15 protein-coding genes are annotated in these 15668 nt (G+C 70.6%); 6 read left to right on the top strand and 9 right to left on the bottom strand.

From position 1 onward, the window contains the following. Nucleotides 1-12: 12 nt before the first annotated feature. Both AB0N59_RS05610 and AB0N59_RS05615 read right to left on the bottom strand, forming a co-directional pair. Complete coding sequence (locus tag AB0N59_RS05610) at nucleotides 13-1062, bottom strand: PLP-dependent cysteine synthase family protein (protein ID WP_363479936.1); 1050 nt, start codon at nucleotides 1060-1062, stop codon at nucleotides 13-15. Between the two features lie 25 nt (nucleotides 1063-1087). After that, entirely contained in the window at nucleotides 1088-1768 is a 681-nt protein-coding gene (locus AB0N59_RS05615; RefSeq protein WP_363479939.1) for an FCD domain-containing protein, read from the bottom strand. A gap of 69 nt (nucleotides 1769-1837) precedes the next feature. Here AB0N59_RS05615 and AB0N59_RS05620 point away from each other — a divergent pair, with 69 nt between their 5' ends. Beyond that, on the top strand, nucleotides 1838-2698 hold the full coding sequence (locus tag AB0N59_RS05620) for an amidohydrolase family protein (RefSeq protein WP_363479942.1): 861 nt from the start codon (nucleotides 1838-1840) through the stop codon (nucleotides 2696-2698). A gap of 89 nt (nucleotides 2699-2787) precedes the next feature. Here AB0N59_RS05620 and AB0N59_RS05625 read toward each other — a convergent pair whose 3' ends face one another. Beyond that, nucleotides 2788-3543 carry an SDR family oxidoreductase gene (locus AB0N59_RS05625; RefSeq protein ID WP_363479945.1) on the bottom strand — a complete coding sequence of 252 codons (756 nt, stop codon included), beginning with the start codon at nucleotides 3541-3543 and terminating at the stop codon, nucleotides 2788-2790. Continuing rightward, entirely contained in the window at nucleotides 3531-4385 is an 855-nt protein-coding gene (locus AB0N59_RS05630; protein WP_363479948.1) for a fumarylacetoacetate hydrolase family protein, read from the bottom strand. The genes AB0N59_RS05625 and AB0N59_RS05630 overlap by 13 nt, the downstream gene beginning before the upstream one ends. Before the next feature lie 119 nt (nucleotides 4386-4504). Between AB0N59_RS05630 and AB0N59_RS05635 the strand changes: the two genes are divergently transcribed. The 4 genes from AB0N59_RS05635 (at nucleotide 4505) to AB0N59_RS05650 (ending at nucleotide 7684) form a co-directional block, all read left to right on the top strand. Further along, entirely contained in the window at nucleotides 4505-5800 is a 1296-nt protein-coding gene (locus AB0N59_RS05635; RefSeq protein WP_363479951.1) for an L-fuconate dehydratase, read from the top strand. Then, nucleotides 5787-6737 (top strand): aldo/keto reductase, encoded by a 951-nt coding sequence (locus AB0N59_RS05640; RefSeq protein WP_363479954.1) that lies wholly within the window; start codon nucleotides 5787-5789, stop codon nucleotides 6735-6737. Before AB0N59_RS05635 ends, AB0N59_RS05640 begins: the two co-directional genes overlap by 14 nt. 84 nt (nucleotides 6738-6821) lie before the next feature. Beyond that, a complete protein-coding gene (locus AB0N59_RS05645) occupies nucleotides 6822-7241 on the top strand; it encodes an RbsD/FucU domain-containing protein (protein ID WP_363479957.1) in 420 nt (139 codons plus the stop codon). A gap of 83 nt (nucleotides 7242-7324) precedes the next feature. After that, nucleotides 7325-7684: a VOC family protein gene (locus AB0N59_RS05650; protein WP_204974715.1), complete on the top strand. Its 360-nt coding sequence runs from the start codon at nucleotides 7325-7327 to the stop codon at nucleotides 7682-7684. 30 nt (nucleotides 7685-7714) lie between these two features. Here the strand turns inward: AB0N59_RS05650 and AB0N59_RS05655 are convergent, their stop codons facing one another. Then, nucleotides 7715-8713, bottom strand: coding sequence for an acetylxylan esterase (locus AB0N59_RS05655; protein WP_363479960.1), 999 nt, complete (start codon nucleotides 8711-8713; stop codon nucleotides 7715-7717). Between the two features lie 80 nt (nucleotides 8714-8793). On the opposite strand from AB0N59_RS05655, the gene AB0N59_RS05660 reads away from it, so the two are divergent. Then, nucleotides 8794-9579 carry a DeoR/GlpR family DNA-binding transcription regulator gene (locus AB0N59_RS05660; RefSeq protein WP_363479963.1) on the top strand — a complete coding sequence of 262 codons (786 nt, stop codon included), beginning with the start codon at nucleotides 8794-8796 and terminating at the stop codon, nucleotides 9577-9579. Nucleotides 9580-9581: 2 nt separating this feature from the next. Here the strand turns inward: AB0N59_RS05660 and AB0N59_RS05665 are convergent, their stop codons facing one another. From AB0N59_RS05665 to AB0N59_RS05680, 4 genes are all read right to left on the bottom strand, one after another. Next, nucleotides 9582-10553 (bottom strand): substrate-binding domain-containing protein, encoded by a 972-nt coding sequence (locus tag AB0N59_RS05665; RefSeq protein ID WP_363481219.1) that lies wholly within the window; start codon nucleotides 10551-10553, stop codon nucleotides 9582-9584. Continuing rightward, nucleotides 10553-12814: an FAD-dependent oxidoreductase gene (locus AB0N59_RS05670; protein WP_363479966.1), complete on the bottom strand. Its 2262-nt coding sequence runs from the start codon at nucleotides 12812-12814 to the stop codon at nucleotides 10553-10555. The genes AB0N59_RS05665 and AB0N59_RS05670 overlap by 1 nt, the downstream gene beginning before the upstream one ends. 91 nt (nucleotides 12815-12905) lie before the next feature. Continuing rightward, nucleotides 12906-14312, bottom strand: a complete 1407-nt coding sequence (locus AB0N59_RS05675) for a BNR-4 repeat-containing protein (RefSeq protein WP_363479969.1) — start codon at nucleotides 14310-14312, stop codon at nucleotides 12906-12908. Then, entirely contained in the window at nucleotides 14312-15640 is a 1329-nt protein-coding gene (locus AB0N59_RS05680; RefSeq protein WP_363479972.1) for an extracellular solute-binding protein, read from the bottom strand. Before AB0N59_RS05680 ends, AB0N59_RS05675 begins: the two co-directional genes overlap by 1 nt. Between the last annotated feature and the right edge of the window lie 28 nt (nucleotides 15641-15668).

Raw genomic sequence — 15668 nt, forward strand, 5'->3', positions numbered from 1 at the left:
GCACGATCGCGCTCACCACGCGCCGCCGTCGAGGAAGCGCTCCATCCGCTCGCGGTGCGGGGCGAGGTCCCAGCCCTGCGCGGCGACCCACGCATCGTCGTAGTACGTCTGCGCGTAGCGCACGCCGCTGTCGCAGATCAGGGTGACCACGCTGCCCGTCTCGCCGGCGTCGCGCATGCGCCCGATCAGCTCGAAAGCGCCGTACAGATTCGTGCCGGTCGACCCGCCCGTCCAGTGCAGAGTGCGGTCGCGCAGCAGCCGGATGGCGGCGACCGACGCCGCGTCGGGAACCGGGATCATCTCGTCGATCACGCTCGGCACGAACGACGGCTCGACCCGCGGCCGGCCGATGCCCTCGATGCGGGAGGGCTGGCCCGTGGCATCCGGATCGCCCTTCCAGGCGGCGTAGAAGGCCGAGCCCTCGGGGTCGACGACCGCGACCTCGGTCGCATGGCGGCGATAGCGCACGTAACGGCCGAAGGTCGCGCTGGTGCCGCCGGTTCCGGCGCCCACGACGATCCAGCGGGGGACCGGATGCCTCTCCTGCGACAGCTGGCTGAACACGCTCTCGGCGATGTTGTTGTTGCCGCGCCAGTCGGTGGCCCGCTCGGCGAACGTGAACTGATCGAGGTAGTGGCCGTTGCATCCGGCGGCGAGCCGTCGTGCCTCGGGCGAGATCTGGTCGGCGTGGTCGACGAAGTGGCACTGGCCGCCGTAGAACTCGATGAGGTCGATCTTCTCCTGGCTGGTCGAGCGCGGCACGACCGTGATGAAGGTCAGACCCAGCATCCGGGCGAAGTAGGCCTCTGACACGGCGGTCGATCCGCTCGACGACTCGACCAGGGTCGTGCCCTCGTCGATCAGGCCGTTCACGAGCCCGTACAGGATGAGCGAGCGCGCCAGCCGGTGCTTGAGCGACCCGGTCGGATGCACCGACTCGTCTTTGAGGTACAGGTCGATGCCCCACTCCGCGGGCAGCGGGAAGAGGTGCAGGTGCGTGTCGGCCGAGCGGTTGCCATCCGCTTCGAGCACCTGGATGGCGGAACTGACCCAATCGCTCATGGTTCTCGAGCGTAGCGGGCGGTGCTCACGCCGATGTCGCCTGCCGCAGCCAGCGCTCGATGCCCGCGACGTGCGCGGTCGCGAGCGAGGTGGCGAGAGCAGAATCGTGCTGCGCGATCGCCTCGGCGATGGCGCGGTGCTCTGAGATGGTGCGCTCGACGGCATCCTGCTCGGTGAGCCCTCGCCACACCCGCGCGCGGATCGTGCGGCTGCTCAGGCTCTCGACCAGGCTCAGCAGGTAGCCGTTGCCGGTGAGGCGCACGATGTCGCTGTGGAAGCGCACGTCGTGCGCGACGAGGTCGTCGACGGTCACGGTCTCGGCATCGATCGACGCGACCTCGTCGATCAGGGCGCGGGACTGCTCGTCGGAGGCGGCCTGTGCGGCGATGCCGGCAGCCTGCGACTCGAGCATGCGGCGCACGGCGAACAGCTCGAGCAGCGAGTCGTCGTCGTGCATGTCGATCACGAAGCTGATGGCCTCGAGCAGGAGGTGCGGTTCGAGACTGGTCACATACGTGCCGTCGCCTCGACGCACGTCGAGGACGCGGATGATCTCGAGCGCCTTGACGGCCTCGCGCAGCGAATTGCGCGAGAGCCCCAGGTGCTCTGCGAGCTCTTTCTCGGGCGGCAGGCGGTCGCCGGGGCGCAGCTCACCCGACACGATCATCGCCTTGATCTTCTCGATCGCGTCGTCGGTGAGGGCCATGGCGACATCATTCCACAGTGATCGGATGTCTGTGCGCGATCGCGGGCGCTGCTGCGGCAGGATGGGCGCATGCGCGTCGTCGACTCACACCTGCACCTCTGGGACCCCGCGGCTCTCGACTACACCTGGCTCGAGGGTCCGCTGGACGCCACCTTCTCAGACATCGAGATCGACGAGGACGCGCTCACGGGCGTCGACGAAGAGGTGGCCATCTTCGTGCAGGCCGACCCCGTCGAGGATCAGGACCTGGCCGAGATGCGCTGGGTCGACTCGATCGCGCTGCAGTCGGGGGTCGTGGCCGCGGTGGCCGGTGCGCGTCTGGATCGGGGTGCCGAGACCGAGCGGCACCTCGACGCGCTCGCCGCGCACGAGCGCGTGGTCGGCGTGCGTCATCTGCTGCAGGGCGAGGCCGACGGTCTCGCGCAGAGCGCCGCCTTCATCGCCGGGGCTCGTGCCCTGGCATCGCGTGGGTGGACGTTCGACGCCTGCGTGCGCGCGAGGCAGCTGTCGGATGTCACCGCGCTCGCCGCCGCCGTTCCCGAGCTGCCCATCGTGCTCGACCACCTCGGCAAGCCCGCGCTCGGCACGGCGCAGGCGCCGTTGCGGCCGAGCGCCGAGTGGTCTCGGGACATCGCCGATCTCGCCCGGCATCCGCAGGTGTTCTGCAAGCTGTCCGGTCTGCCGGCGGAGACGGGCGGGGAGTGGACGGATGCCCAGGTCGCACCGTTCTTCGACGCCGCACTCGAGGCATTCGGCCCGGAGCGGCTGATGTGGGGCAGCGACTGGCCGGTGTCGGCCGTGTCCGGGGACTTCGTGCCCGGCAGTCGTCAGCGGTGGCTGCAGACCGTCGCCGACTGGGCCGCGTCCCGCGGCGTCGATGCGGACGGGCTCTTCTGGGAGAACGCGCTGGCGTTCTACGGCATCCGCTGAGACGTCGTTCCCCGCTCAGGTCGCGATTGGACCCGCTCTCCGGCGTCGCGACCTGAGCGCGACGCCGGAGAGTCACCTGCGACGGGGGTTCACTCCGAGCGCAGGCGCAGCGACGCCATGCCGCCGTCGACCTCGATGAACGTCCCGGTCGTCGACCCGGATGCCGGGCTCACGAGGTACAGCACGGCGCCGGCCACCTCGTCGGCGGAGACGAGCCGGCCGTGGGGCTGGCGGGCATTCAGTGCGGCGCGCTCGGCCGCGGGGTCGTCGGCCGAGTCGAGCAGGCGCCCCACCCAGGGGGTGTCGGCCGTGCCGGGGTTGACGGCGTTGACCCGGATGCCCTCGCGGAGGTGGTCAGCGGCCATCGCGCGCGTCAGGGCGCTGACGGCGCCCTTCGACGCGGAGTACAGCGCGCGCTGGGGCAGGCCGGTGGTCGAGGCGATGGATGCCGTGTTGCAGACAGCCGCGGCCGGCGACCGTCGCAGCCACGGCAGTGCGGCGCCGGTGACGCGCGCGATGCCGGTGACGTTCACCGAGAGCACCCGCGCCCACTCGTCGTCGTCGTTCGCGGTGATGTCGCCCTGGGCGCCGATCCCGGCGTTGTTGATCACGATGTCGATGCGGCCGAACCTCTCGCCGACCGCGGCGACGGCCGCGTCGACGGATGCCCGGTCTGCGATGTCCGCCGTGAAGGCGGCGAACTCGGGAGCGGCGGCGGAGATGTCGCGGTCGAGCACTGCGACCTGCGCGCCCTCATCGTGCAGACGGCGTGCGATGGCCGCCCCGATCCCGGATGCCCCGCCCGTGACGATCGCGACCAGGCCCTGCACGGTCAGCGCTCCCATGCCACGAACCTCTGCTTCTGGCGGCCGAGGCCGTCGATCTCGACCTCGACGACGTCGCCCGGCGCGAGGTAGGCGTACTTGCCCGACAGGGCGACGCCCTGCGGAGTGCCGGTGAGGATCAGGTCGCCCGGCTCGAGGGTCACGTACTGCGACAGGTGGTGCACGATCGTGCGCACGTCGAAGATCATGTCGCTCGTGCTGGAGTCCTGGCGCGGCTCGCCGTTCACCCAGCTGCGCAGTCCGAGCGACGACGCGTCGATCTCGTCGGGCGTCACGAGCCAGGGGCCGGTCGGGTTGAATCCGGCGGCGATCTTGCCCTTCGACCACTGGCCGCCCGAGACGGTCATCTGGAAGTCGCGCTCCGACACGTCGTTCGCCAGCACGTAGCCGGCGATGTGCGCGTCTGCCTCTTCCGGCGAGTCGAGGTAGGCGGTGCGAGCGCCGATGACGATGCCGAGCTCGACCTCCCAGTCGGTCTTCTCGCTGCCGCGCGGGATGGTGACGTCGTCGTTCGGGCCGACCACCGTGTTCGGCGTCTTGAGGAAGATGATCGGGATGCTCGGCGGCTCGGATCCCGACTCCGCGGCGTGCGCCGCGTAGTTCATCCCGATGCAGATGACCGCGCTGGGCCGGGCGATCGGGGCGCCGATGCGCAGATCGGCGGCATCGGCCAGTTCGGGCAGCGACCCGGCGTCGAGGGCCGCGCGGGTGCGGCCGATGGGGTCGTCGGCGAGGAAGTCGCCGTTCACGTCCGATGTCACGGAGCGCAGATCGAGGGTGCGGTCGCCGTCGATGACGACGGGGATCTCGCGTCCTGGCTCGCCGAGTCGCGCGAACTTCATGGTTCTCCTTCTCCTCAGGGAGGCGGGATGCCGGGGCGGCGTCCGTGATTGACAGTATAGACATCGGATGTTTACACTCAAGCGCGGCGTCGCCCATCCGACGCCCCTGAAGGAGCACAGTGAGCCGCATCGTCGCGCTGGACACCAGCGACATCCGCTTCCCCACCTCTCTGAGCCTCGACGGCTCGGATGCCATGAACCCCGACCCCGACTACTCCGCGGCCTACGCGGTGGTGCGCACCGACGCCGGCGACGGCATCGAGGGCCACTCGTTCGTCTTCACGATCGGCCGCGGCAACGACGTGCAGGTCGCCGCCATCGACGCGCTCGCCGGGCACCTCGTCGGTCGTGAGATCGAGCCGCTGCTCGACGACATGGGCGGCATCTTCCGCGAGATCATCGGGGACTCCCAGCTGCGCTGGCTCGGTCCGGAGAAGGGCGTGATGCACATGGCCATCGGCGCCGTGATCAACGCGCTGTGGGACATCAAGGCCAAGCGCGCCGGTCTGCCGCTGTGGCAGCTGCTGTCGCGCATGACCCCCGAGCAGATCGTCGACCTCGTCGATTTCCGCTACCTCACCAACGCGCTCACGCGCGATGAGGCCCTCGACATCCTCCGCGCCGCCGAGGCGGGCCGAGCAGACCGCGAGGCCGAGCTGCTGGCATCCGGATATCCCGGCTACACCACCAGCCCCGGCTGGCTCGGCTACTCCGACGAGAAGCTCGAGCGCCTCGCCCGCGAGGCCATGGCCGACGGCTTCACGCAGATCAAGCTGAAGGTCGGCGCCGACCTCGATGACGACATCCGGCGGTTCCGCAAGGCCAGGGAGGTGTGCGGACCGGACTTCCCGATCGCGATCGACGCCAACCAGCGCTGGGAGGTGTCGGAGGCCATCGAGTGGGTCAACGCGCTCGCCGAGTTCGACCCCGCGTGGATCGAGGAGCCCACGAGCCCCGACGACATCCTCGGGCACGCCGAGATCGCCCGCGGCGTCGCGCCCATCCGGGTCGCCACGGGCGAGCACGCGCAGAACCGGATGATCTTCAAGCAGCTGCTGCAGGCCGACGCCATCGGCGTGATGCAGATCGACGCGGTGCGCGTCGCCGGCGTCAACGAGAACATCGCCAACCTGCTGCTCGCCGCGAAGTTCGGCGTGCCGGTCTGCCCGCACGCGGGCGGCGTGGGTCTGTGCGAGGCCGTGCAGCACCTGTCGATGTTCGACTTCGTCGCCGTCAGCGGCACCCGAGAGGGCCGGCTGATCGAGTACGTCGATCACCTGCACGAGCACTTCGTCGCCCCCACCGACATCCGCGGCGGGTCGTACACGGCGCCCACCGCGCCGGGGACGAGCATGCAGATGAAGGCCGAGAGCATCGCGAAGTACACCTGGAAGGGCGAGCATGTCGTCGACTGAGTCGCGGATCGAGTTCGGTCCGCTCGGCTTCGGCGCCGCATCGGCCGGCAACCTCTACCGGGCAGTCGACGATGAGACCGTGGAGGCTGCGCTGGAGGCGGCGTGGGAGAGCGGCATCCGCTACTTCGACACCGCTCCCCACTACGGGCTCGGCCTGAGCGAGCGCCGGCTGGGCGCGTTCCTGCGCTCCAAGCCCCGCGACGAGTTCGTGCTCTCGACCAAGGTGGGCCGGCTCCTCGAGCCCAACCCGCACTTCGCCGGCGGACGGGATGCCGAGGGCTTCGACGTGCCCGATGACATGATCCGCCGGTTCGATCCCAGCGCGGATGGCATCCGTCGCAGCCTCGACGACTCCCTCGAGCGTCTCGGACTGGATCGGGTCGACGTGCTCTACCTCCACGACCCCGACGTCTACGACCTCGACCGCGGCCTGCGCGAAGGGCTGCCCGCGCTCGCCGGCCTGCGTGCCGAGGGTCTGGTGCGCGAGATCGGAGTCGGCGTGAACGACGCCGCTGTCGCTGCGCGAGCCGTGCGCGAGGGAGACCTCGATCTCGTGATGATCGCCGGCCGGTACACGCTGCTCGAGCAGCCGGCCCTGGAAGAGCTGTTCCCGGTGTGCATGGAACGGGGCGTGCGGGTCGTCGACGCCGCGGTGTTCAACTCCGGGCTTCTCGCGACCTCGATGCCTGCCGCGACCGCGACGTACAACTACGGCGCGGTGCCCGCGGATGTGCTCGAGCGTGCGCAGCGGCTGGCGGCCGTCTGCGCGGCGCACGGGGTGGAGCTGCCCGCCGCGGCGCTGCAGTTCCCCGCGCGGCATCCGGTGGTGACGACCGTGGTCGTCGGCACCTCGAATGCCGAGTCCGTGCGGCAGAACGTCGAGCGGATGCACGTCGACATCCCCGCCGAGCTCTGGACGGAGCTGGCGGAGGTATGACACCTTTCGAATCGCGTGAATTGCGGCATCCGGCGCTGAGATGCAGCAATTCACGCGATTCGAGAACTGAGAGAGGACCGACCGATGCTTGAGGGAATCCACCCGCTGCTCACCGGGGAGATGCTGCTGCATCTCGACCGGATGGGGCACTCCGATGCCGTCGTGATCGCCGACGCGCACTTCCCCGCGTGGGCGCTGGGTGCCAGGGTCGTCGACCTCCCCGGCACCACGACCCCGGAGGTCGTCGCGGCGATCCGCTCGGTGCTCCCGCTCGACGACGCCCCCGGCATCGACCTGATGGAGTCGGCCGATGCGACGGTGCTCGACGTGCAGCGAGAGCTGATGGCCGCAGCGGGCACCGATGTCGACACCACGCGCTTCGTCGAGCGCTTCGCCTATTACGACATCGCGAAGGACGCCTACCTCATGGTCCGCACCGGCGAGACCCGCAAGTACGGCAACGCTCTGCTGCGCAAGGGCGTCGTCGGGCACCCCTCGCGCTGACGGCGGCGGCGCCCCTTGTGCGCGGTGCGGCGCGGGCGCAGAATCTGGGCATCCGCTCTTCCCGCTTCGCAGAAGGAACGCTCATGGCTCACGGCGACATCACGCACATCGACATCCCGGTATCCGACATGGCGGCGGCGACCGCCTTCTACAGCAGGCTCTTCGGCTGGAACATCGCCGAGCTTCCCGGCTTCGAGGGCTACCCGATGTGGCAGGCGCCGAACGGCATCTCGGGCGGGGGACTGGCGCCTCGCGGCGAGGGCTTCACGCAGCCGCGCTCGTACGTCGAGGTCGACTCGATCGACGAGACGATCGCCCTGGCGAAGGATGCCGGTGCGACCGTGCTGATGGAGAAGATGCCGATCACCGAGACGAGCGCCTGGGCCGTGATCTCCGACCTCGACGGCAACAGCATCGGCCTGTTCGAGGGCACCGTCGGCTGACCGGCGTCGCCCGGGCCCGGCCGTCGAGGTTCAGTCGCGTGCTTCGGCGGCCGCGGTGAGCGACCGCTCCAGATGCTCGCGACCTGCGCGACGCGCGTCGACGATCACGCGTCCGAGGCCGGGATACTCGGCGTGACCCGCGGGCAGCACCTGCAGCTCGAGCAGCTCCGCCGGCACGGCGTTCGCGATCGAGAACTGTCCGGGCGGCGGGACGTACTGGTCCCACAGCGCCGCCTCGATCCGCACGGGGATGCGGAAGAACAGCGCCGAGGTAGAGGCGTCGAACAGCCGCAGCTGCTCACGGGCCTCGGGATGCCGTTGCACATGCCTCCGCTGGTGCTCCCCGCTGCCGAGGCAGGGCGCGGCGAGGCGCTCGTCGTACTGTCCGAAGGTGGGCACGACGAGGGTCGCTCCGACATAGCGGTCGTCCCACGGCACGGCGAGCGCCCCGAGCCCGCCGCCGAAGCTCTCGCCCACGAAGTAGAGGGGAAGGTCGCCGGCCAGCTCGCGCAGCGCATCGCCCGCGAGCCACAGGTCGCGGGCGCAGAGCCCGATGACATACGCGTCGGGGTCTGAGAGCCCCGTCAGCACGTGGGCCTCGCGCTCTTCCGGCGCCCCGACGTCGACGTTGAGCGCGCCCAGTCCCCGCGCCACGGGGAAGATCGCGGCGGCATCGCGCGGCACGCGGCTGAGATCCACGCGCTCGCGCCCGCCGTAGCCGTGGCTGTGCACCACGCCCACGCGCGGCGCCTCGGCGAGCGGCTCGACGTACCAGGCGCGCAGGCGAACGCCGTCGACGCCCGACAGCTCGATGAGCGACACCCTGCGGCCGGCACGGTCGCTGCTCGAGAGGATCCGCGGCACGGCATCCGTCGACCGGGCGCTTTCGCGCCAACCGCGCCAGCGGTCGGCGAAACCCGGCGCCGGCGGCACCGGAGCCACGGCTCGGAGCGTGTCGAGCGTGAAGCCGTAGCTGCCGTCGAAAGCCGCGTCGGAGAACCAGAGATCGTAGGGAGCAGGGAAGGTCATGCGCAGTGCGGGGTCCTGTCGGGAATCGGGTCGGGGGTGGAGCGCGTGGCAGACTGGTCACGGCACGAGAAGGAGAGCGGATGCTGGTCACCGAGCGACGCGAGCGCATTCTCGCCCTGGTGCGCGAGCGAGGCACTCTGCCGCTCAGCGAGCTGGCCTCGACCCTCGGCGTCAGTGACATGACGGTGCGCCGCGACATAGACCTGCTCGCCGAGGACGGCGAGGTGCAGAAGGTGCGCGGGGGAGTGCGGGCGATCGGCGCCGGCCGGCCGGTGAGCGGCGCGGCGACGGCGTCGCGATCGGAGCTGAGGGCCATCGCATCCGCTGCCGCCGACCTCGTCGAACCGGGCATGGCGATCGGCATCTCGGGCGGCGAAGCGGGCCTTGCCCTCGCACACGAGCTGAGGGGCATCGCCGATCTGACGATCGTGACGAACTCCCTGCTGGTGTCCGACCTTTTCTCGCCGCCGTCGCGCTCCGACGCCCCCTACACGCAGACCGTCGTGCTCACCGGCGGAGTGCGCACGCCGTCGCAGTCGCTCGTCGGCCCCGTCGCCGTGCGCGCGCTCGAGCAGCTGCACTGCGACCTGGTCTTCCTCGACGCGCACGGCCTCGATGTGCAGGCGGGGCTGACCACGATGAATCTGCTCGAGGCCGAGACCTACCGCGCGTTCATGGCCATGGCCCGCGAGGTGATCGTGCTGGCCGAGCACAGCCGCTGGCAGGTCGTGGGCCTGACGACGATCGCCGAGCTGAGCGACATCGACCGGCTGATCTCGGATGATGCCCTTCCTGCCGACGCCGCCGGGCAGCTGCGCGATCACGTCGGGCGCCTCGACGTCGTCGCGGCGGGGCACAGCGGCTGACATCAGCGCGCCGTGCTCGCCCTCTTCACGAGGCGGGCGGGAATGGTGACGTGCCGTACGGGCAGGTTCGCCCCCAGCGGGGCGGTGAGCTGACGCTCGAGCTCGGTGAAGGCCGCGTCGACGAGCTGGTCGTGGTCGGGTGCGACCGAGGTGAGCGCGGGCACCGAGAAGCGGGCCGCGCGGATGTCGTCGATGCCGACCACGGCGATGTCCTGCGGCACGCGGCGCCCGTGCGCGGCCAGCGCCGCCAGCGCACCGAGAGCGACCGAGTCGTTCGAGCAGACGATGCCGTCGAGGTCGCCGACGGCGGCGATGATCTCGCCGGTGGCGCGCTCGCCCTCCTCCGCGCTGAACGCGTCGACCTGCAGGGTGAGCGCGTCGTCGATCGCGATGCCTGCGGCGTCGAGGGCCTCGAGGTATCCCGCGTGGCGCCGGTCGGCGGCATCCGACGGGCGGGCGTCACGACGTCCGATGAAGGCGATGCGGCGGCATCCGGCGGAGATGAGATGCTCGGTCGCGGTGCGGGCGGCGCCGCGGTTGTCGATCGTGATGTGCGTGAACGGGCTGACCTGGATGTGCTCGCCCAGCAGCACGAGCGGCCCGGGCGAGGTGCGGCGGGTGAGGTCGGCCACGGTCAGCGACCGCGGGATGTGGATCAGGCCGTCGATGTCGGGCAGACCGACGCCGTTGGCGACGTCCACCTCGCGGCCGTGGTCTCCCTCGGTCTGCACGATGAGCACGGCCATGCCCCGCGCCTCGGCACCGCGCACGAGCCGCGAGCTCAGCTCGGCGAAGTACGGCTCCTCGAGGTGCGGGACGGCGAGAGCGATCAATCCCGTCCGCGACGAGCGCGCGGCGGGGACCGAGCGCGCGGGGCGCTGCTCGCGATCGGGTGCGGTCGTCACCTTCGGCCTCCTGGATGCCCGGCGGTCACCCGCCGGAAGGCGGGTGTGCATCACGTTAGCGTCATCCATCACGACTGCACCCTGAAGGCGATCACGCGTGCTTCCGCCGCGCCGTTCGTCGCATCGATCACCAGACGGGCCGCGGTGAAGGCGCCGAGGCCGGTGGGAAGGGAGTGCACGCGGTGGCGGTGGCGGTTGCCCTGCTCCTCGACCGCGGTCGTCCACTCTCCGGATGCGGCGGACAGCACCTCGACCCGGTAGTCGCGCACCAGCTGCGGCATGACCTCGTCGGGGTTGCGGTGGTGGTGCAGCGTGTTGAGCGACACGTCGACATCGTCATCGAACACCAGCCGGATCTCGCGGGCCTCGACAGGGGCGTCCCAGTCCAGGCGCAGCCACGCCGGCCCGGCGGTGGTCAGCGGCTCGGACGCCCACATGTGGGGGCCGCCGAAGGGACGGTTGAATCCCGACACTGCCCGCTCCGGCGCCAGTGCCGCGGTCTCCGGAGCGGTGCGGAAGACGGGCGCCCTGCCGCGCAGCGGCTTGGTCGGCCACTTGACCAGCAGTCCGTCGTCGCTGATCTCGACGTTCTGGTCGTCGTTGTCGACGCGGTGCACGAGGGTGAGCACGCCCGCGGGCAGCACGTCGGTCAGGTGCACGCTGATGTCGGGGTTCGCGCGCAGCACCACGACGGCGTTCTGCGGGTCGGCGGGGGCGAAGGGGGTCGGAGCGGTCACCCATATCGGGCCGCCGGCGGGCACCTCGACGGTCGTGCTGTGCTCGAGGTGGGCCGGCACGAAGTTCTGCGGGCGTCCGGTCGACCAGACCTCGACCGTCAGGCTCGTGTCGGTCGTCGCGCTGAGCAGCAGGTCGGTGGTCTCGAGGGTCGGATGCACCGGCACCACGATGCCCAGGTCCTCCGCGAGCGCGTGGGCGCCGGCGGCGGGCCCATCCGCTCCGGCCGCAACCGTGCGCTGCCATCCCGACGCCGTCACGCGGGCCGAGCGGGCGAGGTCGGCCGGGTCTTCGTTGGCGACGCCGATCAGCGACGCGTCGGCGCGCAGCAGCGCCTGGCGCAGCTCGGCGCGGTGGTTCTCGTACAGCTCGCGCGGGGTGGCGTCGTGGTCGAGGCAGAGCGATGCCGCCGTGCCGGCCGCCTCGCCCATCGCCGCGCACGTGGCCATGACCCGTGCGGCGCCGAAGGCGATGTGGGTGGCCGAGATGTTGCGGCCCGCCATCAGCAGGTTCGACACGTTGACCGAGTACAGCGAGCGGAACGGGATCTCGAACACGCCGTCCGAGAAGCGCTGCACGGCGCCGGCGCCGGTGGCGTACATGCCCTCAGCCGGGTGCAGGTCGATCGACCAGCCGCCGAAGGCGACGCCGTCGTCGAACGCGACCTGCTCGAGGATGTCCTGCTGACGCAGCGTGTAGTCGCCGATGAAGCGGCGGTACTCGCGCTTGCCGGGGATGTTCCCGATCCATTCGAGCGTGAGGTTGTCGGCGTCGAACTCGCCGGAGTTCTTGATGTGGTCCCAGATGCCGAGGATGACCGAGCGCAGCTCGTCGCGGATCCGCTCGTTGTCGTCGACGATGTCGAGCTGCCCTCCCCACTCGATCCACCAGTAGTGGGCGCCGCTGTCACCGCTGCGGATGATGCGGGTCGCGGGGATGGGGGTCGTGCTGATGTCCTTCGCCGACTCGGGGGCGACGTACTTGACCGGATGCCCGAGATCCTTCGTGTAGAACAGCAGGGTCGAGCCGAGGAACTCCCGGATCGGCTCCTCCGGGGCCCATTCCTCGTCGAACTCGGCGCGGCTCTCCTTGCCGAGGCGGTGGCGGGCGCCGACCAGGCGGCCGATCAGCCCGTCGCCGGTGCAGTCGAGGAAGAGGGGGCCGCGGAAGATGGTGCGCACCTCGGAGCCCATCGTCCACCCGGTCACCGAGGTGACGCGGCGATCGTCGTCGGGTCCGGTGGCCTCGGCCTCGAGCACCTCGGTGTTGAGGAACAGCGTGAGGTTGGGCTCGCGGCGCACGATGTCGAGCACGACGTCGTCCCAGTAGACCGGGTTTCCCTCGGGGTTGCGGAACTGGTTCTCGAGCAGCATCTCGCCGATGATGCCCGTCTCGCGGGCCCAGCGCTGGTTTCCGTGCGCTGTCGCTCCGCAGACCCACACCCGCACCTCCGAGGAGGAGTTGCCGCCCAGCACGGGACGGTTGTTGATCAGCACGGTGCGCCGGCCGTGCCGGGCTGCGGCGACGGCGGCGCTCACACCGGCAAGGCCTCCTCCGACGACGATGATGTCGGCTTCGATGGTCTGCGTGCGCATGGCGGGGGTTCTCCTGGGTTCTGAGGGTGGCGGGTGCCGGCGGGCCGGCACCCGCCAGGGGTGTCGCGGGTGAAGGGTTCAGCTGTGCGGGTCAGGGCGCGCAGTCGGCGCGCAGGTCGGAGACGATCTGCGCGAGCGAGCCGCCGGTGCGCTTCTGACCGGAGCGCGGCACCTCGGCGTAGCGCAGCGTGCCGCCGCCCGCGGTCGCCGGTGCGCTCAGATAGAGCACGTCGGTGCCGTCGTCGGCCGTCGCGGCGCGCAGTCGCTGCTGCCCGCGCATCGGGTCGCCGATCGCCTCGATCGCCCACCCGGTGCGGCCCTTGGCCGACTCGAGCATCACGACCTGGCTCGTCGCGACGCCGCACACCGGCACCGACAGCACGGCGTAGGCGCGGCTCTTCGCACCGTGCGCCGTGGCATCCATCGCGGCGATCGTGTCGATGTCGGCGCCGAGGGCGTCGACGTCGATGAGCGTCTCGCGCTGCCACTCCGTGCCGCTCCAGGTGGCGCGGCGCAGGTCGAAGCGCGTTGAGCCGTCGGCCGTGTAGCGGTACACGACGCTGTCGAGGCGACCGTCCTTGACCGCCATCTTGGCGGTCTGGAACGCGGGAGTTGTGCTGTTCATGTCCTCATCCCCGGTGAACGGCTGGAAGACGACCTGCCCGGGGGTGCTCGGCGTGATGGGCGCGGGCAGCGCGCTGCCGGCGATATCGGCGAACGACTGGGCCTGCGGATCCCAGATCGCGTAGGAGCCGAGGTGGCGGTACGGTCCCGCTGCCCAGCGGTGCCACTCCCACAGCACGTGCACCTTGTTGTCGTCATCGACGATCAGGTCGTCGGGGTAGACCGAGAAGTTCGTCGCCGAGGCGATCACGGTCTCGCGCTGCCACACCCCGGTGGCGAGGTCGTAGTGGTAGAGCACTCCGTCGCGGCGCGCCTGCGTGTCAGGGCCCGTCCGGACCATGAGCCACACGTCTCCGTCGGGACCGACCGAGGTGATCGGGTACGAGATGGTGCCGCCCTGATCGGGCAGCTCGGCACTGACCTCGACGAGCGAGGTGACGTCACCGGGGGTCGTGGAGCGGAAGTAGTTCCAGTCCTCGTGGTGCATCGACGCGAAGACATGGATGTCGCCCGCGCCGTCGATCGCGATCGACGGCTGGTTGTGGCCGTTGTCGTTCAGGTAGTTCGCGCACGCGCCGGTGTCGAGCCGGAGGCATCCGGATGTCCACTCGCCGGCGGCAGAGCGCGATGCGAGATGCACCTCGTGCCGGTTCACGCCTGCGGGGACGTTGTACGCGAAGTACGTGGTGTCGTCCACCACGGCGAGGGGGTTCCACCAGCCCGACTGATTGGAGCCGTCGACCGTGAACGGAACAGTCTCGACATGGGTCGGGTGCACAGCCGCGACGGCGGCCGGCGCGAGACCGGCAGCGGTCACGGCCGAGACAGCGGCGGCGGCGAGGGCGGTGCGACGGCGAGACATCGGGATGCCCATCAGCCGATCAGCTTCTGTGCGGCCTCGCCGGCCTGGGTCATGGCGTCCTTCGGGCTCTGCTGGCCCACCAGCACCGCCTGCACGCGCTCGGCGATCGCGGTCTCGACCTGGGCGTACTCGGGGTACTGCCAGAACGGGTTCACCGTCGCCGTGGCGGTGATCTTCTCGGCGAAGCGAGCGCCGAACGCGTCGGAGGTGACGGCCTCGGAGCTCTGGGCCTTCTCGATCACCGGCGGGAGCCCGCGCACCTCGTAGTCGGCGATGACCGCGTCGAGGTCGCTCGTGGCCCACTGCCCGAATTCGGCCGCGGTCCCGGTCGCGTCTGCTCCCGCGCCGCCGACGACGACGATCGCGCCGCCCCAGACCAGCGCGCGAGGGGTGTCGCCCTTCTTGAGCACGGGGCGCGACTCCGCGACGAGCTTCTCGCCGAGCTTGGCGTCGGGCGAGTCCTTCACCACCGCATTGCGGCCCACGGGCGCGTCGTCGTAGATGGCGGCCCGGCCCTGCGAGAACAGCGCGCGGGCGTCGAAGCGGTCGACGTCTGCAGCGATCAGACCCTGGTCGTACAGCGACTTGTACCAGGTGATGGCCTCGATCGAGGCGTCATCGCCGATGGCGACCTCGCCGTCCTTCACGAGCGGGCTGCCGAAGGTCTCCATCCAGATGAGGACGTCCTTCAGCTGGGCGGCCTTCGTCGACGCGGCGTAGGGGATCAGGCCTCCGCCGAGTCCCTTCAGCTTCTTGAGCGCGCCCTCGTACTCGTCGACCGTGACGGGGAACTCGTCGATGCCGGCCTTCTGGATCAGCTCGGAGTTGGTCACCAGCCCGATCGCGCCGATGGTCCAGGGGAAGCCGTACTGCACGCCGTCGAACTGCGCGGCCTCGAGCGACGAGGCGGTGTATCCGCGATCCTTGGTGAACGCCGAGACGTCCTCGAGCTTGCCCAGGGCGGCCAGCGAGGCGAGCCAGGCGACGTCGACGTGGGCCGCGCCCGAGAACTGGCCGCCGCGCACCTGCAGCATCAGCTGCTTGAAGTACTCGTTGTACGGGAACGACACCTCGGTGATGTCGACCTTGCTCTTCTTGGCGTACCCGTCGAGGAGGGCGCGGATCGCCGGAGCGGCGGCCTCTTCGGTGAGCGACCAGCTGGCGAAGTCGAAGTCGGTCGCGGTGAACCCGCCGGGCTTCAGCGAACCGCCCGACGCGGCGGGCGCGCCGCCGGCGGATCCGCCGCTGGGCATGCATCCGGCCAGCAGCAGGCCCGCGGTGCCGAGCCCTGCGAACTGCAGCAGCTGGCGACGTGAGAGGGAGGGGGTGGGGTGGGACATGATTCTCTCTTCTTCGAGTGATGGAGGG

It is taken from the genome of Microbacterium sp. NPDC089321, assembly GCF_040684935.1.
Lineage (GTDB): Bacteria > Actinomycetota > Actinomycetes > Actinomycetales > Microbacteriaceae > Microbacterium.